The organism is Citrobacter sp. Cpo148 (assembly GCF_030332375.1).
Taxonomy (GTDB): Bacteria; Pseudomonadota; Gammaproteobacteria; order Enterobacterales; family Enterobacteriaceae; genus Citrobacter; species Citrobacter portucalensis.
In genome coordinates this window covers 117,040-140,197 of sequence record NZ_JAOWHY010000043.1, presented here as the reverse complement: position 1 = coordinate 140,197, position 23,158 = coordinate 117,040, and the positions used below count along the sequence as shown (strand labels likewise).

The window sequence follows — 23,158 nt, the reverse complement described above, 5'->3', positions numbered from 1 at the left end:
GGCCTCCTGCCTCTAGTGTAGACTGTTAATAGGCTGTTAAACACCAGCAAATAAAAGGGTTATATCTTAGCGAGCGAAATTATCTGCGCAGGAGGCACCGCAGGCCACAATCCTCCCTGCATGGCACTAAATCCCACAGGCAAGACGCGCTCCAGCATCTCTTGTGTATCAATTCCGCTAATGATTATTGACTCACAGCTGGGCGATAGTTGCGCCAGAATAGCCCGCATAAACGGTTCAAACGAAATATGTGCAATCCTTTGTTGAACAAAGTTTTTATCCAGCACGACGCGTTTGAACAGGCCGTCAAAAATTGCCCGGGTTGATATACCGCCAGAACCATAGTTTGTCAGGACTAATGGAAATCGCGCAGCAAGTGCGGCCAATATTGGATTATCTTTACCTTTGTTTAACTCCGGATAGCTTTCATTAATAGTCAGCTCCAGAAATGAAAATCGTTCAACTTGTGAAGCAAGTTCAGTATCTGATAATAAAGTATTAGCAACTGCTGGCGTTAAATTAATCCAGGCGGATACTTTTCGCTGAATAAAAAAATGTTGGCACGTTTCGATTAATTCTAGTTTTTCTACAAATAAACGACATTGTTCGTCGTCTGACATCCGAGGTAGGACCAGCTCGGTGGGTATACGCACATCCCCATGCGCACTGGCGAAACTGGTGATGATATCGACGAATTCAAGATCGCCTTTTTCGCTTCTCGCAGGAAGAAAAGAGAACTCAGAATGGTAAAGATTATCCAGTGAAACAATCATCGTGCCAGCCCCGCTGCATGGGTGTTATCCGGCATCCTGTAGCAAAGGATGGAGAAATACGTTACTGCTGATGCAAGTAGAGGCCCTTTCATTTTTCCCTTTTTAGCCGGTAAATCGAATCCTTTTTTTTAGCTTATCCTGATTATAAGCGAATATCCAGCTTTGCACTTTTTAATATCTCGGAATAAATCATATTTTTAGCAAGATACGCTCTTAATGTTCAGGGGTATTGTCTAACCAAAAGCAGAAATAAAAGTTAACTTTCAAATGGTGATGTTGAGGCTGCGCACTCGATGGCAGCCTCGGAGTTGCGGGGGATTAAATACGTCGTGCCTGCCAAAAGTTTTTACGCCAGTAAACGTTATCCAGAGACGAGCGCATCACGCCACGGCTGGTTGAAGCATGAATAAATTGATTATTGGTATCGTAAATACCAACATGCAGACCGCTTTCCCCAGACCCGGTTTTAAAGAAAACCAGATCGCCGGGCAGCAAATCGTCTTTATCAATTTCGGTACCAATCTTTGATTGCGTACGCGTATCGCGCGGAAGTTGCAGGTCGAATTTATCGCGCATCGTCATCAAAACAAATCCAGAACAATCCACCCCACTACGACTCATACCGCCATAACGATAGGGTGTGCCATGCCAGGTTTGTAGCTGATCATTAAGACCGGCGATAACGGCAATAGAATCCGACAAGCGGGCATTTGGCGCAGGCGCACGATGGCTGCTGCAGCCCGCCAAAAACAATGCTGTGATGAAAAGGAGCCAAAAGCGCATTCAGTACGAATCCTCTGAATTTTATTTTTATGCCAATTTAGCGTGGAAATTATATGATTTTCAAGAACCCATTTCACTTAAGTGGTTGATATGAGCATTCTGTGCCCTTCAATATCCAAACGTCGGAAGTTGACGCCATAGGCCGCAGACAGATTGGCCGGCGTCAGTACCGCATCTCGTGAACCACTGGCAAGCAGTTTCCCGCGTTTGAGTAGCCAGGCTTTATGCGCATGGCGTAAGGTGTGATTAAGGTCGTGGCTACTCATCACAATCGCTATGCCCTGCAAACACAGCTGACTCAACAAGCGGTCCAGTGCGTTTTGTTGCGCGACATCCAGACTGTTCATCGGCTCATCCAGCAGTAAAAGCTGACCTAATGGATTCGCTTGTGGGCAAATCTGCAGGATAACCGCAGCCAGGCGCACACGCTGCCACTCACCGCCGGAAAGTTGGTTCACGCCGCGCCCCAGTTTATCTCCCAGGCCGAGCGCATCGGCGATCTCCTGTAACAGATCGGTGCGTGCTTTGTCGGGTTGATGCAGCGTCAGAAAATGCCAGACCGGCATGGCAAACGGCGGATTTTGCTGTTGCGCAAGATAGGCGCGATATTGCGCCAGCCTGGCGGCGGGCCATTCCTCCAACGGCATATCACCAAAAGTGATACTGCCCTCTCCGTTTGTCAGACCCGCCATACGCGCCAACAGCGTACTTTTTCCGGCACCGTTTGGTCCCACTAAATGCAGGATCTCTCCTGCTTTTATCTCACCAGAAAGCGGGCCGAGACGGGTCGATTCCGCGACGTCCTGTAGCTGCATCAATCGAGACATTAGTTTGCCAGCGCCTGCTTGATGGTTTGCACCAGGATAGGATCCTCAGGCGTCATATCCGGTGAGAATCGTTGCAGCACTTTTCCATCGCGACCCACTAAAAACTTCTCGAAATTCCACAGGATATCGTCCGGGTAGAGCGGCGCACGACCTTTGCTCGCCATTCGCTCGTAGAACCCACTGTCCGCAGGCGCAACGGCCGTTGGTGCGGCATCAATCAGCTTCTGATACAGCGGATGGCGTCCCTCGCCGTTAACGTCGATTTTGCTGAACATCGGGAAAGTTACGCCCCATGTGGTACTGCAGTACGTTTTTATTTCCTCTTCGCTGCCCGGCTCCTGGCCCAGAAACTGATTGCAAGGGAAACCAAGAACGCTGAAGCCCTGTTGGTGCCAGGCTTTCTGCAGATTTTCCAGTTGCTCGTACTGCGGCGTCAGTCCACATTTTGAAGCAACGTTGACGATTAACAGCACATTCCCGGAATACGGCTGCAGTGAGGTAACCTCGCCGTCGATGGTCGTCACTTCTGTATCGAGGATAGTGTTTTGCATAGCATCTCCAGAACAACAGGTGGATTTTCAGTTTTTAATCATAGACCGAACCAACGCGTTCTAGCGCGCGGCTTTTAACAATAGCCAGATAAATACCGGTGCACCCATGGTGGCCGTTACCACGCCGATAGGTAACTCAGCCGAGGCCAGCACCAAACGCGCGACAACATCAGCAAACAATAATGCGATTGCGCCAGCCAACGCACAACCTGGCAGTAAAACACGGTGATCGGTGAGGCCGCACAGTCGCAAAATATGCGGGATCACAAGCCCAATAAAACCAATCGCCCCTGCCAGAGCCACGCTCACGCCAACCATCCAGCCTGTGGCAACCACCAGCAGGTTGCGCCAGAACCATAATGGCAGTCCCAGCTGACGCGCAGAAGTCTCTCCTAACGCCAGCATATTCATCGGCTGCGACTGACAGCAAATCCACACCAGCACCGGAATCAACGCCACCATGAGCCAGGCCTGATGCCAGTCTACGCCACCGAAGCCCCCCATCATCCAGTACATCAGCTGACGTAAATCAAACGAGGTAGAGAAGTAGATAGCCCATGTCATCAGCGCGCTACAGATAATCCCCAGCGCCACCCCCGCCAGCAGCAGGCGGCTGGTAGACAGATGTCGACGGGCGAAACGTAGCAGAATAAGCGTGATAATCAGCGCTCCGGCAATGGCGCAAAGGCCCAACGCCCAGCCAGGGAGTTGCCCCTGCCCCAGCAACACCGCCGCGATAAGCCCGACTCCCGCGCCGTTAGATACGCCCAGTAATCCAGGCTCTGCGAGCGGGTTTTCAAACAGAGCTTGCATTACTGCGCCAGATAAGGCCAATGCAGCGCCTACCAGCAAAACGGCAAGGGTACGGGGAAGTCGAATTTGCCAGACGAACAGATCGCCGCGGGCGCTGAACCAGTCGCCGGGAGCGATCCATTGTTCTCCTGCGCACAAGCTTAGAATCGTTGCCAGTAGCATAAGTACTGACAGTGACAGTATCCAGCGTACGTTTCGACGCTGTTGTTGATGGGCGAAAGTCAGCATGTTTTCCATTCTGCTGAAAAGAGATGGAGGTGATTCTACGGTGCTGATTCGGTAGTGAAAAGGAAAAAGGCCGCATAGCGGCCTTTTTAGTTATACGCGTCATACTCTGCGTATCGTTAAATCACTCTTCTTTGGGCGTTGCGTTTTCAACCCGGCTTTTTAACTTCTGTCCGGGTCTGAAGGTCACCACGCGCCGTGCTGTAATGGGAATATCTTCGCCCGTTTTCGGGTTACGGCCCGGACGTTGATTCTTATCACGCAGATCGAAGTTACCAAAACCAGAGAGTTTTACCTGCTCACCATTTTCCAGAGCACGACGGATCTCTTCGAAAAACAGCTCGACCAGTTCTTTGGCATCCCGCTTGCTAAGCCCAAGCTTATCAAACAGATATTCTGACATTTCAGCTTTTGTAAGCGCCATAGGTTCAATCCCTCAATGATGCCTGGAATCGCTCTTTTAATGCCTCTACACATTTGGCGACGGTAGCGGCAATCTCCTCTTCTTCAAGTGTACGGCTGGTATCCTGAAGGATCAGGCTGATAGCGAGGCTCTTATAGCCCTCCGCAACACCCTTACCGCGGTACACGTCAAATAAGTTTACGCCAACTACCTGATTTACGCCAACTTTCTTACACTCGGATAAAATATCCGCAGCGGGAACGTTTTCTGCGACAACGACTGCGATATCGCGACGGTTCGCTGGGAAGCGAGAAACTTCACGCGCCTGAGGCACCATGCGGTCTGCGAGCTTATTCCACTCCAGTTCAAACACCAGAGTGCGACCGTTCAGATCCAGTTTACGTTCCAGTTCAGGATGAACAACCCCAATGAAACCAATACGTTCACCTTTCAGATAAATCGCCGCAGACTGACCCGGATGCAGTGCTGGATTCGCTTCAGCTTTGAACTGAATGTCCCCCAGTTTGCCTGTCAGGTCGAGAACTGCTTCCAGATCGCCTTTCAGATCATAGAAATCAACGGTCTCTTTTGCCAGATTCCAGTGTTCATCATGACGATTACCGCAGATCACGCCAGCCAGCATCAGATCCTGACGGATCCCGAGGTTGGCCTGCGTATCTGGCACGAAACGTAAACCCGTTTCGAAAATACGTACGCGGTTCTGCTGACGATTCTGGTTATACACTACCGTAGACAGCAAGCCGGTCCACAGGGACAAACGCATTGCCGACATATCAATAGAGATTGGGCTTGGCAGCAGCAACGCTTCTTCACCCGGGTGCAGCAGTGACTGGACTTTCGGGTCGACGAAGCTATAGGTAATGACTTCCTGGTAGCCTTTGTCATTCAGCATGGTTTTTACACGTTTCAGCGACAAATCCGCTTCACGATGCGTACCCATGATAAGACCCGCCTGAATCGGCGTGTTCGGGATATTGTCATAACCGTATACGCGGGCGACTTCTTCGACCAGGTCTTCTTCGATTTCCATATCGAAACGCCAGCTCGGCGCGACCGCTTTCCACTCATCCTGCCCTTCCGTCACGTCACAGCCCAGACGACGCAGAATGTCGCTCACCTGCTCATCGGCAATATGGTGTCCGATCAGACGATCCAGTTTGCTACGACGAAGCGTAATGGTTGCGCGTTTTGGCAGCGTGGCTTCGTTCGTCACGTCAATGACTGGGCCCGCTTCACCGCCGCAGATATCAATCAGCAGGCGCGTTGCACGTTCCATGGCCTTATGTTGCAGCGCCGGATCGACACCACGTTCATAGCGGTGAGATGCATCGGTGTGCAGGCCGTGACGACGTGCGCGACCGGTAATAGACAGCGGGCTGAAGAATGCACATTCCAGCAGGACGTTTTGTGTTTCATCATTCACACCTGAATGTTCGCCACCAAAGATGCCGCCCATCGCCAGCGCTTTGTTGTGGTCCGCAATCACCAGCGTATCTGCATTCAGCTTCGCTTCGCTGCCGTCCAGCAATACCAGGGTCTCACCCTCTTTTGCCATACGGACAACAATTCCGCCTTCAATGCGGTCTTTGTCGAATGCGTGCATCGGCTGACCCAGTTCGAGCAGCACATAGTTAGTCACGTCAACCACGGCATCGATAGAACGAATACCGCAACGGCGCAGTTTTTCTTTCATCCACAGCGGGGTCGGCGCTTTAACATTGATGCCTTTCACCACGCGGCCCAGATAGCGTGGGCAGGCTTCCACGGCTTCGACCTGAATCGGCAGGACGTCGCTAATGGTCGCGGCTACTGGCGCGATTTCCGGTTCAACCAGCGGGGCTTTGTTCAGTACAGCAACATCACGCGCTACACCGATGATGCCTAAGCAGTCGGCGCGGTTCGGCGTGACGCTGATTTCGATGGTGTTGTCGTCAAGCTTCAGGTATTCACGGATATCGGTGCCAATTGGCGCATCGGCAGGCAGTTCGATAATCCCGTTATGATCGTCGGAAATACCCAGCTCGGAGAACGAGCACAGCATGCCTTCAGATGGTTCACCGCGCAGTTTCGCGGCTTTAATTTTGAAATCGCCCGGCAGAACGGCACCAACGGTTGCCACAGCCACTTTCAGCCCCTGACGGCAGTTTGGCGCACCGCAGACGATATCCAGCAGGCGGTCGCCGCCTACATTCACTTTGGTGACGCGCAGTTTGTCAGCGTTCGGGTGCTGGCCACATTCAACCACTTCACCTACCACAACGCCATTGAACGCGCCGGAAACAGGTTCCACACCGTCAACTTCAAGACCCGCCATCGTGATTTGGTTTGACAGCGCATCGCTATCAATCGCCGGATTTACCCATTCGCGTAACCACAGTTCACTGAATTTCATTGTTTTATCCTGCCTTTATTTAAACTGTTTGAGGAAACGCAGATCGTTTTCGAAGAAAGAACGCAGATCGGTAACGCCGTAACGCAGCATGGTCAGACGCTCCATACCCATACCGAATGCAAAGCCGGAATAGATTTCCGGATCGATGCCAACATTACGCAACACGTTCGGGTGAACCATCCCGCAGCCCAGCACTTCCAGCCATTTGCCGTTTTTGCCCATCACGTCAACTTCCGCAGATGGTTCAGTGAACGGGAAGTAGGAAGGACGAAAACGAACCTGCAGGTCTTCTTCAAAGAAGTTGCGCAGGAAATCGTGCAGCGTGCCTTTCAGGTTGGTGAAGTTGATGTTGGTATCAACAATTAGCCCTTCCATCTGGTGGAACATTGGTGTGTGTGTCTGATCGTAATCGTTACGATATACACGGCCCGGGGCGATAATACGGATCGGCGGCTGTTTTTCTTTCATGGTGCGGATCTGCACGCCGGAAGTCTGTGTGCGCAGCAGACGCGTCGCGTCAAACCAGAAAGTGTCGTGGTCAGCGCGCGCCGGGTGATGGCCAGGAATGTTGAGCGCATCGAAGTTATGATAGTCATCTTCGATTTCCGGACCAGTCGCCACGGTAAAGCCCAGCTCACCGAAGAAACTTTCAATCCTGTCGATTGTACGCGTCACCGGGTGCAGACCGCCGTTTTCGATACGACGCCCAGGGAGTGAGATATCGATCGTTTCTTCAGCCAGACGAGCATTCAGCGCAGCACTTTCTAATTCGGCCTTACGCGCGTTCAGCGCTTGCTGTACCTGCTCTTTGGCTTCGTTAATCACCGCACCTGCTGCCGGGCGCTCTTCTGGCGGCAGTTCGCGCAGGGTTGTCATCTGAAGGGTCAAGTGCCCTTTCTTGCCCAAATATTCGACGCGGACATTGTCTAACGCGGCAACATCTGAAGCCTGGTTAATGGCGGCCGTTGCACTGGCAACCAGCTCTGCGAGATGTGACATGGTTTTCCTCGTTATGTTGCGATATTCACTAGTCGCTCGTATATACGCAAAATCATTCAAGTTGTATCAACGCGGCCAAAGAGCGAATGCAGCCAATACAGAGACAACTTGAAGGATGACGCGTATAAAAAAAGCCTCCACCAGGGAGGCTTTTAGGCGCTGTTTTCCGTTTCTTCTTTCACGCGCAAGCCTCCTGAGTTCAGGTGCTAAAGTAAAAGAAGAAGCGGAAAATAGCAGCATTCATGCTTGCGTTACCTTGTGTGGTAAAAACCGGACAACCTTTATTGAAAAGGCTTACGGATAAATTGTCAACTAATTGATTGCACTACAAATAAAAGAGAGGGAGCCAGGCTCCCTCTTTTCACCGGCTTATGCCAGAGCTGCTTTCGCTTTTTCGACCAGAGCGGTGAACGCTACTTTGTCGAATACTGCGATGTCAGCCAGGATCTTACGGTCGATTTCAACAGAGGCTTTTTTCAGGCCGTTGATGAATTTGCTGTAAGAAATACCGTTCTGACGTGCTGCTGCGTTGATACGCGCAATCCACAGTTGACGGAACTGACGCTTTTTCTGACGACGGTCACGATAAGCGTACTGACCAGCTTTGATAACAGCCTGGAAGGCAACGCGGTATACGCGAGAACGCGCACCGTAGTAGCCTTTAGCTTGTTTCAAAATTTTCTTGTGACGTGCACGGGCAACTACACCACGTTTTACGCGAGCCATATGTGCTCTCCTGTATCTATATTCTTAGTAAAAAAATGAATTAAACGTTAACGGCTTATGCGTACGGCAGGCACGCGATAACCAGACCCAGATCGCCTTTAGACACGAGGCCTTTTGGACGCAGGTGACGTTTACGCTTAGTAGATTTTTTGGTCAGAATATGACGCAGGTTTGCGTGCTTACGCTTAAATCCACCACCACCGGTTTTTTTGAAACGCTTAGCAGCACCGCGTACGGTCTTAATTTTTGGCATTTTAATAACTTCCACTTCGCATTGTTAATAAACGAAACGTAGGCGAACAACGGCTGTGGAACCCGTAGGCTCCACAGACATTGCTACTTGAAGGCCTTACTGTTTCTTCTTAGGAGCGAGCACCATGATCATCTGGCGGCCTTCGATCTTCGTAGGGAAGGATTCGACTACTGCCAGTTCACTCAGATCGTCACGGACGCGGTTGAGCACTTCCATACCAATCTGTTGGTGGGCCATCTCACGACCGCGAAAACGCAGCGTGATCTTAGCCTTATCGCCATCTTCCAGAAAGCGTACCAGGCTGCGGAGTTTTACCTGGTAATCGCCATCGTCGGTGCCAGGACGGAATTTAATTTCCTTAACCTGGATAACTTTTTGCTTTTTCTTCTGTTCCTTAGAAGACTTACTCTTTTCATAAAGGAACTTGCCGTAGTCCATAATACGACAAACTGGCGGTTCGGCGTTAGGGCTGATTTCAACTAAATCTACTCCAGCTTCTTCAGCTTTTTCGATCGCTTCTCTCAGACTCACAATACCCAAAGCTTCGCCTTCCAGACCTGTTAAGCGAACTTCCAGGGCGCGAATCTCGCCATTGATACGATTCGGACGTGCCGTTTGAACTCGTTTTCCGCCTTTAATACCTTATTCCTCCAGTTGTTGAAGACTGCGGCTGCGAATCTCTTGTTGCAGCTTCTCAATCACTTCATTTACGTCCAGGCTGCCCAAGTCTTTGCCACGACGGGTGCGCACGGCAACTTTGCCTGCTTCTACCTCTTTGTCGCCACAGACCAACATGTAAGGGACACGACGTAAAGTGTGCTCGCGGATTTTAAAGCCAATCTTCTCATTTCTCAAGTCTGCTTTTACACGAATACCCGCATTTTGTAGTTTCTGCGTTAATTCGTTAACGTATTCAGACTGAGAATCGGTGATGTTCATGACCACAACCTGAACCGGCGCGAGCCAGGTCGGGAAGAAGCCAGCGAACTCTTCGGTCAGGATACCGATGAAACGTTCCATCGACCCAAGAATTGCACGGTGAATCATAACCGGAACCTGACGCTCGTTGTTTTCGCCAACGTAAGAGGCGCTTAAACGGGACGGCAGGGAGAAGTCCAGCTGTACAGTACCGCACTGCCATGCACGATCGAGGCAGTCATACAGGGTAAATTCAATTTTCGGACCGTAGAACGCGCCCTCACCCAGTTGGAACTCAAACGGGATGTTGTTTTCTTCCAGCGCAACGGCCAGGTCAGCTTCAGCACGGTCCCACATTTCATCGCTACCGATACGTTTTTCGGGGCGAGTGGATAGTTTGACGACGATTTTCTCGAAGCCAAAGGTGCTGTACATATCGTAGACCATACGAATGCACGCGTTAACTTCATCACGAATCTGCTCTTCAGTACAGAAGATATGTGCATCATCTTGAGTGAAACCACGAACACGCATCAGGCCATGCAGCGCACCTGACGGTTCATTACGGTGGCAGCTACCAAACTCAGCCATACGCAGCGGCAGATCGCGATAGGATTTCAGACCCTGATTAAAGATCTGCACGTGGCCTGGGCAGTTCATTGGCTTAATGCAGTATTCACGGTTCTCAGAAGAGGTGGTGAACATTGCATCTTTGTAGTTATCCCAGTGACCTGTTTTTTCCCACAGCACGCGGTCCATCATGAACGGACCTTTCACTTCCTGATACTGGTATTCTTTCAGTTTTGAACGAACGAATACTTCCAGTTCACGGAAGATAGTCCAGCCATCGTTGTGCCAGAACACCATACCCGGTGCTTCTTCCTGCATATGATACAGGTCAAGCTGTTTACCGATTTTACGGTGATCGCGTTTGGCCGCTTCTTCCAGACGTTGCAGGTAGGCATTCAGGGCTTTTTTATCTGCCCATGCAGTACCATAAATACGCTGCAGCATCTTGTTATTGCTGTCGCCACGCCAGTATGCCCCTGCGGTCTTCATCAGTTTGAAGTGATGGCAGAAACGCATGTTCGGCACGTGCGGGCCACGGCACATATCGACATATTCTTCATGATGGTACAAGCCAGGCTTGTCATCATGGGCAATGTTTTCATCAAGAATGGAGACTTTATAGGTCTCGCCACGCTTCACGAAGGTTTCACGCGCTTCGTACCAGCTGACTTTCTTCTTAATGACATCGTAGTTTTTCTCAGCGAGCTCGTGCATCCGCTTCTCGAGCGCGTCGACGTCTTCCTGGGTTAACGTACGGTCAAGATCGATATCGTAGTAAAAACCGTTATCAACAACCGGTCCGATCGCCATTTTGGTGTGCGGCCAGAGTTGTTTGATCGCGTGCCCTAACAGGTGCGCACAGGAGTGACGAATGATCTCCAGACCTTCTTCATCCTTCGCGGTGATGATGGAGAGCTTCGCATCATGCTCAATCAGATCGGAAGCATCTACCAGCTCACCGTCAACACGGCCAGCAATAGTGGCTTTCGCCAGACCTGGACCGATGTCCAGCGCAACATCCATGGGGCTTACAGCGTGGTCGTAATGGCGTTGGCTGCCATCAGGAAGAGTAATAACAGGCATGTTATATCCTTATTTGCAGTGGTGCCCCACACGTAAGAGCACATACAAAGATTCAATATTTAAAATTATCAAAAAGGTCTGGGCTGATTCCCGCTTCACTCTGCGAAATATGTCACTGGTCGCCTTAGAGACCACACTGGACCTACACCCGCTTTTTGATAACACCGTTTGACAGTGTACACGGCATTACGGGTCGATCAAAGCAACAATCAACGCGCGCTCTATGATGTAAATCAATTCACTGACACCCAACCGTCTTTGTTACACTTGCACAAAGTCATCTAACCTGAGCAGGAAAAAAACAATGCCCACAAATCGCTTTGCGAAGAAACACTGGAAGATGGTTGTGATTCTGCTCGTTATTTGTGCGGCCATGTTGATGCTGCGCTGGGCTGCGATGATCTGGGGCTAAATGACGCTCACCCACTGTTCCGCTTTCGTTTATTTATCGATTAATCGAATTTGTCTGAAAATAGCGCGTTATGGCCAGATAAAAAAATAAAACGCAAATTAAATATTAAATAAACTTAACTTTAACTTAGAAAAGCCAGGTCATTTATTTGACCCGGCTTGTCATTACATCCGATAGCCGAGGGAAACTGTCGTGCGACGATCGGTATGCTCCGGCGCTGTTGCCGGCGGTTCAGAGTTCCAGGTCACGTTGTAAGCCAGCTTTAACCCAAAGTGCTCGTTGATGGCAACGTTCAGGGCAGTTTCAGAGTTGAGCGTGGTATCGTCAGCGCCGAATACCGACACACCCTGAGTAAACTTGGTATTGTCCGTCATCTGCCATGCATAGGCCCCGGACGCATAGCCCAACGGCTGTGTTTCGGTGGTGCCATCCGTGTGCTCGTCATAGCGCACGCCAGGACCGAATTCGAAACGGAAGCTGTGCACAGGTCCGTTGAGGAACTGACGACCATAACCCGCTGTCAGCACGTCACGCTCGCGGTAGCCGTTGTAGCGGTCGGTCAACCAGCTTGCCTGCCCAAAGAGATAGTCATAGTCGGTCATGTTATAACGACTACGGCCACCTACGGCATATTTCTCCGATGAACGCTCATCATTTGAGGAGGTATTGCTGGCATTTCCCCACAGAGACCATGCGGTCGTTTGGCCGTACCAGGTCATGGTGGTATCTGCGGTTAAAGAAGAACTTTTTGTGTTGCCTGACTGGGCGAGATATCCCGCGTTCAGGTTACCTTCAAAGGGTTTTTTCGCGCTGGAAGGGTCATCCATGACAGTAAAAACGGAATCATCGGCTACAGCATGCATTGACGCAAGCAGGCCTCCCGTCAGCAGTAATGCTGCGGGCACTGTCTTCAAAAGCTTCATTTATTAAGAGTCCGTACAACAAAAAAAGAGACCATTACGGTCTCGGAAACTTTCATATGGATCAATGACAAAAGACCCTTGAAAGGTAACAAATTATAAAAAGACTCGAATAACATAGCAATAAATTCTTATTTCATTTTTTGAATAAGAGCGTTCCTAAACCTTTATTTTATTTATATATCTTTATGACGATAATTTTAAATAAAGATATGAAAAATCATGTTGTTAATTACTTCACTTTCGGGAGGTTAAGTGCCAGACTGAGTTCAGCCTAACAGGAGGTAAAGATGATACGTATCTATACGTTAACACTTGCGCCCTCTCTCGATAGCGCAACAATCACCCCGCAAATTTACCCGGAAGGTAAGCTTCGTTGTACCTCGCCGGTTTTTGAACCCGGCGGCGGCGGTATCAACGTCGCTCGCGCAATTGCCCATCTTGGCGGAACCGCAACAGCGATTTTCCCCGCGGGGGGAGCAACCGGAGAGCATCTTGTTGCATTGCTCGCCGACGAAAATGTTCCCGTATCTACCGTCGAAGCCAAAGACTGGACCCGACAAAATCTTCATGTCCACGTGGAGTCCAGCGGCGAACAATATCGTTTTGTCATGCCAGGCGCTGCGCTGACCGATGAAGAGTTCTACCAACTTCAGGATCAGGTGCTGGAAATTGAATCTGGCGCGCTGCTGGTCATCAGCGGCAGTTTGCCGCCCGGCGTACAGCTTGAGAAGTTGACCCGACTCATTACCACCGCACAAAAACAAGGGATCCGCTGTATTGTCGACAGTTCTGGCGAAGCACTGACGGCGGCGTTAGCCATCGGCAATATCGAACTGGTCAAACCCAACCTCAAAGAACTGAGTGCGCTGGTAAACCGCGAACTCACTCAACCCGATGATGTGCGCAAGGCCGCGCAGGAAATCGTGCAAAGCGGAAAAGCGCACCGCGTTGTGGTATCGCTTGGGCCGCAAGGGGCGCTGGGTGTAGATCGCGATACCTGCGTTCAGGTGGTTCCGCCACCGGTGAAAAGTCAAAGTACCGTAGGTGCAGGCGACAGTATGGTCGGGGCCATGACGCTTAAACTGGCAGAGAACGCGCCTTTTGAGGATATTGTCCGTTACGGTGTCGCCGCGGGCAGCGCAGCAACGCTGAATCAGGGTACTCGCCTGTGCTCTTTGGACGACACGCAAAAAATATATTCGTATCTCGCTCAGTAATGACACCGTCCCTCTTTTGAAGAAAAAGGGGGATTCTCGCGTAAAACTGTCAGCATGGGTGTTATGCGACTATGATAAAAAATCACGTGATTACAAAGAAGTGAATCATGTGCAGTCAGACGTCTCCACAACGGTACGGGGTGAAGAAGTACGACAAACATTAAGTGCCTTTCCAGCGATGACGCGTCCGTGGTGTGCGTCAGTTCGTGTTTTTTAACCGCATTCTTGCGCTAACCTTATGATCTGGCAGACAACATGGGGAGAGACATCATGTGGCAGGCTATCAGTCGTCTTTTAAGCGAGCAATTAGGTGAAGGCGAAATCGAACTGCGTAATGAACTGCCCGGCGGAGAGATCCACGCCGCATGGCATTTACGCTATGCGGGGCGAGATTTTTTCGTCAAATGCGATGAAAGAGAGCTGTTAACCGGCTTTACGGCAGAAGCCGATCAGCTGGAGCTACTTTCCCGCAGTCAAACTGTATCTGTACCGAAAGTCTGGGCAGTAGGCGCAGACAGAGATTACAGCTTTCTGGTGATGGATTTCCTCCCTCCCCGTCCGCTTGATGCGCATAACGCGTTTATCCTCGGCCAACAGCTTGCGCATTTGCACGAATGGAGCGACCAGCCTCAGTTTGGTCTCGACTTCGATAACGCGCTCTCTACCACGCCGCAGCCAAATACCTGGCAACGTCGCTGGTCAACCTTTTTCGCCGAGCAGCGTATAGGCTGGCAGCTGGAACTCGCCGCTGAAAAAGGCATAGCGTTTGGCAATATTGACGCCATCGTCGAACACGTTCAGCAACGTCTCTCTTCTCATCAGCCGCAGCCGTCTCTCCTGCACGGTGATTTGTGGTCCGGGAACTGCGCCCTCGGTCCTAACGGTCCGTACATCTTTGACCCTGCCTGCTACTGGGGGGACAGAGAGTGTGACCTGGCAATGCTGCCGTTACATACCGATCAGCCGCCGCAAATTTATGACGGTTACCAGTCTGTCTCGCCACTGCCGCTGGACTTTCTCGACAGGCAGCCAATCTACCAGCTCTATACGCTGCTGAATCGGGCAATTCTGTTCGGGGGACAGCATTTGGTTGTGGCGCAGAAAGCGCTGGATAGATTACTGGCGGCTTAACGACGTACCGTGTTGCTTATCAGGCCTGCCGTTTCGCAACGTGGCAGGCCCGATAGAGTGGCACTTACAAAAAGCCCAGCAATGAGAAGAAGAAGTAGCCGATCACGATAACGATCACCGGCAGAATATAAAGCGGGAAAATTTGTAAGAAGATCGTATGGTGCGGTACCACAATTCGCGACTCCAGTTGCTCGCGGGATAATCCTTCACTGCCCTTTGCCTGTTCCAGAATTAGCTGATCCTCTACGCCTTCGCGTAAGAAACGCGCCTGACGGCTCATTCTGGCGCCTGAGTCCTGCAACGCCAGGCCGATAAAAATCAGGATGAATATCAGCCAAAAAACGAGATTCAGTCCACTTTGAAAATCGGGCGTTGGCGAGTTATACCAGAACACGTTAAGAAAAGGTGTGTTCACCCGCATCATGTCGATCATCACATGGGCAAAATCGAGCATGACCGCGTTAATCCCTTCCTGCTTTTCGCTGTGCGCGTACATAAACTTCAGTACTGAAACCAGCGTTGAAATCAGCGCGGGAATGAAAACCACCCATCCCACCAGCCTTTTCAAGATGGCAATGCGTCCAGCTTGTTGATACGTCATGAGTTCCCCTTGATTAAGACGTGTCATTTTGGCCTAAGTTTACCCGTTGATTACCGTTTTCGCCTGATCTTTAAAGGCGGTATACTTCTGAATTAGCCATAATGAACGCTCAGAGTCCGTCCAGGCTGGCTCTAATCCCTTTTATCACCGTAAAGGAGAGGTTGTAATGTCAACCCCGCGTCAAATTCTTGCTGCAATTTTCGATATGGATGGGTTACTGGTCGATTCTGAACCGCTTTGGGATCAGGCTGAACTGGATGTGATAGCAAGTTTAGGCGTTGATATCTCCCGCCGCCATGAACTTCCCGATACCCTTGGCTTACGCATCGACATGGTGGTTGATTTGTGGTTTGCGCAGCAACCCTGGAACGGCCCCTCACGTCAGGAAGTCACCGAGCGCATCATCACCCGGGCCATTGCGTTGGTTGAAGAGACAAAACCGCTGCTGCCAGGCGTTCGTGAAGCTGTGGCACTGTGCAAATCTCAGGGAATCAAAGTAGGACTGGCATCCGCCTCGCCGCTACATATGCTGGAAAAAGTGCTGACCATGTTTGATCTGCGCGATGACTTCGACGCGCTGGCTTCTGCAGAAAAACTGCCTTACAGCAAACCGCACCCACAGGTTTACCTCGATTGTGCGGCAAAACTGGGCATTGACCCGTTAAACTGCGTAGCACTGGAAGACTCAGTGAACGGCATGATTGCCTCGAAAGCTGCCCGTATGCGTTCCATCGTCGTACCAGCGCATGAGAATCAGGACGATCCTCGCTTCGTGCTTGCCGACGTCAAACTAACCTCGCTCACCGAACTCGCAGCCGCTCATCTGCGCGGCTAATCCTGTAACGGGCAATGATCGTATTGCCCGTCTTTTCAGACTTTCTATTTTAAAACGCTGTTTCATTTTTAATTGTATTTCTGTTTAACCTCTCCTATCCTTGCCCTATAGCGCAAGCGTTAATGACATAAATAGTTGAGGTAAACATGATTCAGGAAGCTTTTCGTCTCAAGGGTAAAGTCGCCATCGTCACTGGATGTGACACCGGCCTCGGGCAGGGTATGGCAGTGGCGCTGGCTGAAGCAGGCTGCGATGTAGTCGGCGTGAATCGTAAAATACCGCATGAAACAGCAGAGAAAATTAACGCCTTCGGTCGACGCTTTATGGCCATTCAGGCCGACCTCAGTCAACAAGATGCTCTCACCAGCATCGTGACACAAACGGTATCGGCGTTTGGCCAGGTCGATATTCTGGTCAACAATGCAGGAACTATACGCCGTCAGGATGCACTGGACTTCAGTGAAAAAGATTGGGATGACGTGATGAATCTGAATCTCAAATCCGTTTTCTTTCTGTCGCAGGCCGTGGCGCGCCAGTTTGTGGCGCAGGGCAATGGTGGAAAAATCATTAACATTGCCTCGATGCTCTCTTTTCAGGGGGGTATCCGTGTACCTTCCTATACCGCATCAAAAAGCGGCGTTCTGGGCATCACTCGCCTGCTCGCCAATGAATGGGCGGCCAAAGGAATTAATGTCAATGCTATCGCGCCCGGCTATATGGCGACCAACAACACCCAGCAACTGCGCGCAGACAGCGAGCGCAATCAGGAGATTATCGATCGTATTCCCGCAGGGCGATGGGGCACGCCGGATGATCTAAAAGGTCCGGTCGTGTTCCTCGCAAGTCCCGCCTCTGACTATATTCATGGCTATACGCTGGCCGTGGACGGTGGTTGGCTGGCGCGGTAAAGGCGCACTTGTGACAAAGGGTTACAACGTCACCTCTTCCGCCTACTGTATAAAACCCCTATACTGTATGAATCGACAGTTTATTGGGTTTTATCATGACGGCGGAAGGCCACCTTCTTTTTTCTATTGCCTGTGCGGTATTTGCCAAAAATGCCGAGCTAACGCCCGTTCTTGCGCAGGGTGACTGGTGGCATATTGTTCCTTCAGCCATTTTAACGTGCCTGCTGCCGGATATCGATCATCCCAAATCTCTGCTGGGACAGCGTCTGAAGTGGATATCAAAACCCATTGCCCGCGCATTTGGCCATCGCGGGTTTACGCATAGCCTGCTGGCGGTTTTTGCCCTGCTGGCCACGTTCTACCTGAAAGTCCCGGATACCTGGATAATACCGGCCGATGCCTTACAAGGTATGGTACTCGGCTATCTTAGCCACATTCTGGCTGACATGCTGACTCCAGCAGGCGTTCCCCTGCTTTGGCCCTGCCGCTGGCGTTTTCGTCTGCCCATCCTCGTGCCGCAAAAAGGCAATCAACTGGAGCGGTTTCTGTGCATGGCACTGTTCGCGTGGGCAATCTGGATGCCGCAGACCGTACAAGAGAACAGCGCGGTACGCTGGTCTTCGCAGATGATTAATACGCTACAAATGCAGTTCAATCGTTTCATAACGCATCAGATTGACTAATAAATCAGCCAAAAAGTCATTTTCGGTATAAACAATTCCATTTGAATATAAGAGGCAAGTCACAGTTCTGCTAATCTTGCGCCAACAGAATCACCTTTCAATGGTGATACGCATAATAAGATCAGGAGAACGGGGATGAACTTTCCATTAATCGCGAACATTATCGTGTTCGTAGTGCTGCTGTTCGTGCTGGCGCAAGCCCGTCACAAACAGTGGAGTCTGGCAAAAAAAGTACTGGTCGGTCTGGTCATGGGTGTGGTGTTCGGCCTCGCGCTGCACACCATTTATGGCTCCGACAGCCAGGTTCTTAAAGATTCAGTACAGTGGTTCAACATTGTCGGCAACGGTTATGTCCAGTTGCTGCAAATGATTGTTATGCCGCTGGTCTTTGCCTCTATACTTAGTGCCGTTGCGCGTCTGCACAACGCCTCTCAGTTAGGTAAAATTAGCTTCCTGACCATCGGCACGCTGCTGTTTACCACGCTGATTGCCGCACTGGTAGGTGTTCTGGTGACCAACCTGTTCGGCCTGACCGCCGAAGGTCTGGTGCAAGGTGGTGCCGAAACCGCACGTCTGAACGCGATTGAAACCAACTATGTTGGCAAAGTAGCTGACCTCAGCGTTCCGCAACTGGTGCTGTCGTTTATTCCGAAAAACCCGTTTGCCGATCTGACTGGCGCGAACCCGACGTCGATTATCAGCGTGGTTATCTTCGCCGCATTCCTGGGTGTAGCCGCACTGAAACTGCTGAAAGATGATGCACCAAAAGGCGAGCGCGTTCTGGTCGCTATCGATACCCTGCAAAGCTGGGTGATGAAACTGGTTCGTCTGGTGATGCAGTTGACGCCGTACGGTGTTCTGGCACTGATGACCAAAGTGGTTGCAGGTTCCAACCTGCAGGACATCATCAAGCTGGGTAGCTTCGTCGTGGCCTCTTATCTCGGTCTGGGCATTATGTTCGTGGTACACGGGATCCTGCTGGGTGTGAACGGCGTTAGCCCGTTAAAATACTTCCGCAAGGTATGGCCAGTGCTGACGTTCGCCTTCACCAGCCGTTCCAGCGCAGCCTCAATTCCGCTGAACGTTGAAGCGCAGACCCGTCGTCTGGGCGTGCCTGAATCCATCGCCTCATTTGCCGCCTCGTTTGGTGCCACGATTGGTCAGAACGGTTGCGCGGGCCTGTACCCGGCAATGCTGGCAGTAATGGTTGCACCGACCGTCGGTATCAACCCACTGGACCCGATGTGGATTGCCACGCTGGTTGGTATCGTGACCGTGAGCTCCGCAGGGGTTGCGGGTGTAGGTGGCGGTGCAACATTTGCCGCGCTGATCGTCCTGCCCGCTATGGGTCTGCCGGTCACGCTGGTTGCGCTGCTGATCTCCGTTGAGCCGCTGATCGATATGGGTCGTACCGCGCTGAACGTAAGCGGTTCCATGACTGCCGGTACGCTGACCAGCCAATGGCTCAAGCAGACTGATAAAACGATTCTGGACAGCGACGATAACGCCGAACTGGCGCATCGCTAAGTCTGTCAGCTAAAAAACAAAAAACCGCCGGAGTATCATGCTCCGGCGGTTTTTTTATATCCATTAATCCCTTAGTTCATTTTCCTGGCGAACCTGATTAGCCCAGCGCTGTGCTGATTCCGGGACCGTAAATGCAGGCGAACGTTGAAACGCCTCCCCCATTAAGACAAAAGCGACATATTTTCCGCGTAGTATCCATACGTCACGAAACGCATCCATTTTAATCGCATGCTCTGGTGGCGCGGGCTCCACGCGAGGAACATAGCTGATAACCGGACGATTTTGTTGGCGAAGAGGTTTCATAATCAGTTGCTTCACTAAAGACAAATTCTAAAAATCAGAAAACCGCTATCTTAGCCGATTTTGCCGCCTTGCGTCCTGCCTTGCGTGCGCTGTTTGCCTGGTTCATCGCGCTTTACGTCATCGACCTGTACCTGCGCCACTGAGTGAGTGGTCTATAGTTAAAGCTTTTGACAGCAACAACGACCCTTTCAGCAATGAAACCAGGAGACGAGTTTAATGTCACAGAATGATAAGCATCCACTCCATCACCCAGCGCCGGTTCATGATGCCAGCGAATCCCAGCCAGGACTTGACTCACTGGCACCCACAGACGGTTCACATCGGTCAACACCTGAACCCACGCCGCCAGGTATGCAGCCCACTACGTCCGGCAGTTTAAAAGCGCCGGATATCAAAAGTGACAAACTCAATGCACTGGACAGTTTTCGTAAAGGAAGCGAAGATTTTGCTCTGACAACTAATCAGGGCGTGCGAATCGCAGACGATCAAAACTCTCTGCGCGCAGGTAATCGCGGGCCAACCCTGCTGGAAGACTTTATCCTGCGGGAAAAGATTACCCATTTTGATCATGAACGCATCCCGGAGCGGATTGTACATGCCCGAGGTTCTGCCGCTCATGGTTACTTTCAGTCCTATGTCAACCTGAGTGCGACGACGAAAGCGGACTTTCTAAGTGATGAAAATAAAATCACCCCGGTTTTTGTCCGATTCTCTACCGTTCAGGGCGGCGCAGGCTCTGCGGATACGGTCAGAGATATACGGGGATTTGCGACCAAGTTTTACACTGAAGAGGGCATTTTCGACTTGGTGGGAAACAATACTCCCATCTTCTTTATTCAGGATGCCCATAAATTCCCGGATTTCGTCCATGCGGTTAAACCGGAGCCGCATTGGGCTATCCCGCAGGGCCAAAGCGCCCATGACACCTTCTGGGATTATGTCTCATTACAGCCTGAAACGTTGCACAACGTCATATGGGCAATGTCCGATCGGGGTATTCCGCGCAGCTATCGCACGATGGAAGGCTTCGGTATTCACACATTTCGGTTGATTAATGCGCAAGGGAAAGCCACCTTTGTCCGTTTCCACTGGAAACCGCTGGCAGGCAAAGCCTCGCTGGTATGGGATGAAGCGCAAAAACTTACCGGTCGGGATCCCGACTTTCATCGCCGCGATCTGTGGGAAGCTATCGAAGCGGGCGATTATCCGGAATATGAACTGGGACTACAGCTGATTCCCGAAGAAGATGAATTTAAGTTCGATTTTGACCTGCTCGACCCGACCAAGCTGATCCCGGAAGAGCTGGTTCCGGTGCAACGCGTCGGTAAAATGGTGCTGAACCGCAATCCTGATAATTTCTTCGCCGAAAATGAACAAGTCGCTTTTCATCCCGGACATATCGTCCCTGGCATCGATTTTACTAACGATCCCCTGCTGCAGGGTCGCTTGTTCTCCTATACCGATACCCAAATTAGTCGCCTGGGCGGGCCCAATTTCCATGAAATCCCGATTAATCGCCCGACCTGTCCGTACCATAATTTCCAGCGTGACGGCATGCATCGTATGGACATCGATACCAATCCAGCCAACTATGAACCGAATTCCATCAATGATAACTGGCCGCGTGAAACGCCGCCGGGGCCAAAACGCGGTGGATTTGAGTCGTATCAGGAACGGATTGAAGGAAACAAAATCCGCGAACGTAGCCCCTCTTTTGGCGAATACTATGCGCACCCTCGCCTGTTCTGGCTAAGTCAGACGCCAATTGAACAGCAGCATATCATCGGCGGATTCAGTTTCGAACTCAGTAAGGTTACGCGCCCCTATATTCGGGAAAGAGTGGTCGAACAGTTAGCTCATATTGATACTGCCCTCGCCGAGGCGGTTGCCGAAAATCTCGGTTTTGAGCTAACCAAGGAACAGGCCAGCATTGCGCCACCGCCCAACGTCAACGGTTTGAAAAATGCACCGTCACTCAGTTTATATGCAGGTGCGCAAGGTGAGATTAAGGGCCGCGTGGTCGCCATCCTACTTAATGACCAGGTGAAATCGAGCGACCTGCTCGCCATCATGCAAGCCCTACAGGCCAAAGGCGTTCATGCCAAATTGCTCTATTCCCGAATGGGTAAGGTAGTTGCCGATGATGGAACTGCTCTGACGATCGCCGGTACTTTTGCGGGTTCACCATCCCTGACGGTCGATGCGGTTATCGTTCCATGCGGTAATCTCGCGGACATCATTAAGAACGGTGATGCCCGATATTATTTACTTGAAGCGTATAAGCACTTAAAACCTATCGCCCTGGCCGGCGATGCTCGTCAGTTTAAAGTAACGTTGAATATCAAAAATGAAGGAGAAGAAGGCGTGGCGGAAGCGGACAGTGCAGACGCACAGTTTATGGATACCCTGTTGACGCTGATGACCGCGCACCGCATCTGGTCACGTGCCGGAAAAATAGAAACGATTCCCGCCTAAAAAAATGCGGCGCACGATTGCGCCGCAAACTCAGGAATTACACGTTCAGAAAACTGCCAAGACGATAACCGCGCTCCGCAATTGCATATTTCAGTGACGAAGACGTCAGCACGTCGAGCTCAGTTAAGCGGGGGTAACAGTAGGCACTTTGACGAATAATGTCATCGATAAAGGCCGGATGACACATCACTTCCAGCGAGGACTCGCCTCGATCGGCTGACGCGTCCAGCGTCTGTAAAAACAGAGCCTCGGAAATCGCTTCGCCGTAAAACTCGCTGCTGAATCCCTGGGAGGTACGTAACGTTTCCGGAAAATCAGACGCCTGGAACACGGTCTGACGATCGATACGCAATGCAATCCCCTTCTGGGCAGCAAACCCGGCTACGATAGGGAAAATTTGCGGGAACATATGCACATGGTGATGGCTATCCAGATGCGTCGGCTCCCGCCCGAACAGGTCAATAAAACGCTGATACTGCGCGGCCAGCTCCTGAGAAATTTCATCCAGCGGCAAAGTGTCCTCCTCTGCCATCTGCCAGATCCATTTCCCCAGTAATCCGTCACGGGTAAGGTCCGGCATTGCCGTCAACGGCCTACCCAGCGTCAGAACAAAATGCATCCCGACGGCAAGTGCAGGTATGTCGCGACTCAGCTGTACCGCATGGTCAATCGCCGCACCGTTAACCAGCGCCGTTGTCGAGGTGACAACGCCATTACGACAGGCTTCAACAATGCCGTAGTTTTGTCCTTTACTCAGGCCAAAATCATCCGCATTAACAATCAGTACGCGTTCCATAGCCGACCTC

At 51.1% G+C, this 23,158-nt stretch carries 25 protein-coding genes and 1 other annotated feature; of the genes, 8 read left to right on the top strand and 17 right to left on the bottom strand.

The genetic code is table 11. The features are described 5' to 3' along the window. Positions 1–59: 59 nt before the first annotated feature. The 13 genes from OGY10_RS10600 to thrS all read right to left on the bottom strand — a co-directional run bounded on the left by OGY10_RS10600 (position 60) and on the right by thrS (position 11,337). On the bottom strand, positions 60–773 hold the full coding sequence (locus OGY10_RS10600) for an EAL domain-containing protein (protein ID WP_063941497.1): 714 nt from the start codon (positions 771–773) through the stop codon (positions 60–62). Positions 774–1,091: 318 nt separating this feature from the next. After that, on the bottom strand, positions 1,092–1,556 hold the full coding sequence (locus OGY10_RS10595; protein WP_003832591.1) for an NlpC/P60 family protein: 465 nt from the start codon (positions 1,554–1,556) through the stop codon (positions 1,092–1,094). A 77-nt stretch (positions 1,557–1,633) separates the two neighbouring features. Further along, entirely contained in the window at positions 1,634–2,383 is a 750-nt protein-coding gene (gene btuD, locus OGY10_RS10590) for a vitamin B12 ABC transporter ATP-binding protein BtuD (RefSeq protein ID WP_008784579.1), read from the bottom strand. Further along, complete coding sequence (locus OGY10_RS10585; RefSeq protein ID WP_003832585.1) at positions 2,383–2,934, bottom strand: glutathione peroxidase; 552 nt, start codon at positions 2,932–2,934, stop codon at positions 2,383–2,385. Before OGY10_RS10585 ends, btuD begins: the two co-directional genes overlap by 1 nt. Before the next feature lie 60 nt (positions 2,935–2,994). Next, positions 2,995–3,975 carry a vitamin B12 ABC transporter permease BtuC gene (gene btuC / locus OGY10_RS10580; RefSeq protein WP_003832584.1) on the bottom strand — a complete coding sequence of 327 codons (981 nt, stop codon included), beginning with the start codon at positions 3,973–3,975 and terminating at the stop codon, positions 2,995–2,997. Between the two features lie 121 nt (positions 3,976–4,096). Next, on the bottom strand, positions 4,097–4,396 hold the full coding sequence (gene ihfA / locus OGY10_RS10575; protein WP_003030571.1) for an integration host factor subunit alpha: 300 nt from the start codon (positions 4,394–4,396) through the stop codon (positions 4,097–4,099). Between the two features lie 4 nt (positions 4,397–4,400). Continuing rightward, positions 4,401–6,788, bottom strand: coding sequence for a phenylalanine--tRNA ligase subunit beta (gene pheT, locus OGY10_RS10570; protein ID WP_191226093.1), 2,388 nt, complete (start codon positions 6,786–6,788; stop codon positions 4,401–4,403). Positions 6,789–6,803: 15 nt separating this feature from the next. Continuing rightward, positions 6,804–7,787, bottom strand: a complete 984-nt coding sequence (gene pheS, locus OGY10_RS10565) for a phenylalanine--tRNA ligase subunit alpha (protein WP_003832580.1) — start codon at positions 7,785–7,787, stop codon at positions 6,804–6,806. Between the two features lie 124 nt (positions 7,788–7,911). After that, positions 7,912–8,036, bottom strand: a sequence feature (Phe leader region). Then, complete coding sequence (gene pheM, locus OGY10_RS10560) at positions 7,987–8,031, bottom strand: pheST operon leader peptide PheM (protein WP_001386830.1); 45 nt, start codon at positions 8,029–8,031, stop codon at positions 7,987–7,989. (Overlaps the previous feature by 45 nt.) A 120-nt stretch (positions 8,037–8,156) precedes the next feature. Further along, a complete protein-coding gene (gene rplT, locus OGY10_RS10555) occupies positions 8,157–8,513 on the bottom strand; it encodes a 50S ribosomal protein L20 (RefSeq protein WP_003030578.1) in 357 nt (118 codons plus the stop codon). Positions 8,514–8,568: 55 nt separating this feature from the next. Next, entirely contained in the window at positions 8,569–8,766 is a 198-nt protein-coding gene (gene rpmI, locus OGY10_RS10550) for a 50S ribosomal protein L35 (RefSeq protein WP_003030583.1), read from the bottom strand. A 96-nt stretch (positions 8,767–8,862) separates the two neighbouring features. Continuing rightward, on the bottom strand, positions 8,863–9,405 hold the full coding sequence (gene infC / locus OGY10_RS10545) for a translation initiation factor IF-3 (RefSeq protein ID WP_048997935.1): 543 nt from the start codon (positions 9,403–9,405) through the stop codon (positions 8,863–8,865). 3 nt (positions 9,406–9,408) lie between these two features. Next, entirely contained in the window at positions 9,409–11,337 is a 1,929-nt protein-coding gene (gene thrS, locus OGY10_RS10540) for a threonine--tRNA ligase (RefSeq protein ID WP_003832572.1), read from the bottom strand. 304 nt (positions 11,338–11,641) lie between these two features. Here thrS and yniD point away from each other — a divergent pair, with 304 nt between their 5' ends. Next, on the top strand, positions 11,642–11,749 hold the full coding sequence (gene yniD, locus OGY10_RS10535) for a small membrane protein YniD (protein WP_003030590.1): 108 nt from the start codon (positions 11,642–11,644) through the stop codon (positions 11,747–11,749). Between the two features lie 164 nt (positions 11,750–11,913). Here the strand turns inward: yniD and OGY10_RS10530 are convergent, their stop codons facing one another. Continuing rightward, the gene (locus OGY10_RS10530) at positions 11,914–12,672 is read right to left on the bottom strand and encodes a DUF481 domain-containing protein (RefSeq protein WP_060682304.1); all 759 of its coding nucleotides are present in this window, start codon (positions 12,670–12,672) and stop codon (positions 11,914–11,916) included. Positions 12,673–12,959: 287 nt separating this feature from the next. Between OGY10_RS10530 and pfkB the strand changes: the two genes are divergently transcribed. Together pfkB and OGY10_RS10520 are read left to right on the top strand one after the other, a co-directional pair. Further along, complete coding sequence (gene pfkB / locus OGY10_RS10525; RefSeq protein ID WP_191226094.1) at positions 12,960–13,889, top strand: 6-phosphofructokinase II; 930 nt, start codon at positions 12,960–12,962, stop codon at positions 13,887–13,889. A 270-nt stretch (positions 13,890–14,159) separates the two neighbouring features. Further along, positions 14,160–15,020: a fructosamine kinase family protein gene (locus OGY10_RS10520; RefSeq protein WP_003030598.1), complete on the top strand. Its 861-nt coding sequence runs from the start codon at positions 14,160–14,162 to the stop codon at positions 15,018–15,020. 64 nt (positions 15,021–15,084) lie between these two features. Here OGY10_RS10520 and OGY10_RS10515 read toward each other — a convergent pair whose 3' ends face one another. Beyond that, the gene (locus OGY10_RS10515) at positions 15,085–15,621 is read right to left on the bottom strand and encodes a YniB family protein (protein WP_008784573.1); all 537 of its coding nucleotides are present in this window, start codon (positions 15,619–15,621) and stop codon (positions 15,085–15,087) included. Between the two features lie 166 nt (positions 15,622–15,787). Here OGY10_RS10515 and hxpB point away from each other — a divergent pair, with 166 nt between their 5' ends. From hxpB to tcyP, 4 genes are all read left to right on the top strand, one after another. Further along, positions 15,788–16,456, top strand: coding sequence for a hexitol phosphatase HxpB (gene hxpB / locus OGY10_RS10510; RefSeq protein ID WP_100272568.1), 669 nt, complete (start codon positions 15,788–15,790; stop codon positions 16,454–16,456). Positions 16,457–16,602: 146 nt separating this feature from the next. Next, positions 16,603–17,364, top strand: coding sequence for a 2-dehydro-3-deoxy-D-gluconate 5-dehydrogenase KduD (gene kduD / locus OGY10_RS10505; RefSeq protein ID WP_191226095.1), 762 nt, complete (start codon positions 16,603–16,605; stop codon positions 17,362–17,364). Between the two features lie 83 nt (positions 17,365–17,447). Beyond that, positions 17,448–18,047 carry a metal-dependent hydrolase gene (locus OGY10_RS10500; protein ID WP_008784570.1) on the top strand — a complete coding sequence of 200 codons (600 nt, stop codon included), beginning with the start codon at positions 17,448–17,450 and terminating at the stop codon, positions 18,045–18,047. Positions 18,048–18,182: 135 nt separating this feature from the next. Then, positions 18,183–19,574, top strand: coding sequence for a cystine/sulfocysteine:cation symporter (gene tcyP / locus OGY10_RS10495; protein ID WP_006684833.1), 1,392 nt, complete (start codon positions 18,183–18,185; stop codon positions 19,572–19,574). Between the two features lie 63 nt (positions 19,575–19,637). Here tcyP and cedA read toward each other — a convergent pair whose 3' ends face one another. Beyond that, a complete protein-coding gene (cedA, locus tag OGY10_RS10490) occupies positions 19,638–19,901 on the bottom strand; it encodes a cell division activator CedA (RefSeq protein WP_008784569.1) in 264 nt (87 codons plus the stop codon). Between the two features lie 192 nt (positions 19,902–20,093). Here cedA and katE point away from each other — a divergent pair, with 192 nt between their 5' ends. Next, a complete protein-coding gene (gene katE / locus OGY10_RS10485) occupies positions 20,094–22,352 on the top strand; it encodes a catalase HPII (protein WP_191226096.1) in 2,259 nt (752 codons plus the stop codon). A gap of 37 nt (positions 22,353–22,389) precedes the next feature. On the opposite strand, the gene chbG is transcribed toward katE, so the two are convergent. After that, positions 22,390–23,148: a chitin disaccharide deacetylase gene (gene chbG / locus OGY10_RS10480; protein ID WP_191226097.1), complete on the bottom strand. Its 759-nt coding sequence runs from the start codon at positions 23,146–23,148 to the stop codon at positions 22,390–22,392. Positions 23,149–23,158 lie beyond the last annotated feature (10 nt).

What these genes read in the sequence shown, in the direction of transcription:
- OGY10_RS10600 (WP_063941497.1), bottom strand. Translation starts at nt 773, where the DNA reads ATGATTGTTTCACTGGATAATCTTTACCATTCTGAGTTCTCTTTTCTT.
- OGY10_RS10595 (WP_003832591.1), bottom strand. Translation starts at nt 1,556, where the DNA reads ATGCGCTTTTGGCTCCTTTTCATCACAGCATTGTTTTTGGCGGGCTGC.
- btuD (WP_008784579.1), bottom strand. Translation starts at nt 2,383, where the DNA reads ATGTCTCGATTGATGCAGCTACAGGACGTCGCGGAATCGACCCGTCTC.
- OGY10_RS10585 (WP_003832585.1), bottom strand. Translation starts at nt 2,934, where the DNA reads ATGCAAAACACTATCCTCGATACAGAAGTGACGACCATCGACGGCGAG.
- btuC (WP_003832584.1), bottom strand. Translation starts at nt 3,975, where the DNA reads ATGCTGACTTTCGCCCATCAACAACAGCGTCGAAACGTACGCTGGATA.
- ihfA (WP_003030571.1), bottom strand. Translation starts at nt 4,396, where the DNA reads ATGGCGCTTACAAAAGCTGAAATGTCAGAATATCTGTTTGATAAGCTT.
- pheT (WP_191226093.1), bottom strand. Translation starts at nt 6,788, where the DNA reads ATGAAATTCAGTGAACTGTGGTTACGCGAATGGGTAAATCCGGCGATT.
- pheS (WP_003832580.1), bottom strand. Translation starts at nt 7,787, where the DNA reads ATGTCACATCTCGCAGAGCTGGTTGCCAGTGCAACGGCCGCCATTAAC.
- rplT (WP_003030578.1), bottom strand. Translation starts at nt 8,513, where the DNA reads ATGGCTCGCGTAAAACGTGGTGTAGTTGCCCGTGCACGTCACAAGAAA.
- rpmI (WP_003030583.1), bottom strand. Translation starts at nt 8,766, where the DNA reads ATGCCAAAAATTAAGACCGTACGCGGTGCTGCTAAGCGTTTCAAAAAA.
- thrS (WP_003832572.1), bottom strand. Translation starts at nt 11,337, where the DNA reads ATGCCTGTTATTACTCTTCCTGATGGCAGCCAACGCCATTACGACCAC.
- yniD (WP_003030590.1), top strand. Translation starts at nt 11,642, where the DNA reads ATGCCCACAAATCGCTTTGCGAAGAAACACTGGAAGATGGTTGTGATT.
- OGY10_RS10530 (WP_060682304.1), bottom strand. Translation starts at nt 12,672, where the DNA reads ATGAAGCTTTTGAAGACAGTGCCCGCAGCATTACTGCTGACGGGAGGC.
- pfkB (WP_191226094.1), top strand. Translation starts at nt 12,960, where the DNA reads ATGATACGTATCTATACGTTAACACTTGCGCCCTCTCTCGATAGCGCA.
- OGY10_RS10520 (WP_003030598.1), top strand. Translation starts at nt 14,160, where the DNA reads ATGTGGCAGGCTATCAGTCGTCTTTTAAGCGAGCAATTAGGTGAAGGC.
- OGY10_RS10515 (WP_008784573.1), bottom strand. Translation starts at nt 15,621, where the DNA reads ATGACGTATCAACAAGCTGGACGCATTGCCATCTTGAAAAGGCTGGTG.
- hxpB (WP_100272568.1), top strand. Translation starts at nt 15,788, where the DNA reads ATGTCAACCCCGCGTCAAATTCTTGCTGCAATTTTCGATATGGATGGG.
- kduD (WP_191226095.1), top strand. Translation starts at nt 16,603, where the DNA reads ATGATTCAGGAAGCTTTTCGTCTCAAGGGTAAAGTCGCCATCGTCACT.
- tcyP (WP_006684833.1), top strand. Translation starts at nt 18,183, where the DNA reads ATGAACTTTCCATTAATCGCGAACATTATCGTGTTCGTAGTGCTGCTG.
- katE (WP_191226096.1), top strand. Translation starts at nt 20,094, where the DNA reads ATGTCACAGAATGATAAGCATCCACTCCATCACCCAGCGCCGGTTCAT.
- chbG (WP_191226097.1), bottom strand. Translation starts at nt 23,148, where the DNA reads ATGGAACGCGTACTGATTGTTAATGCGGATGATTTTGGCCTGAGTAAA.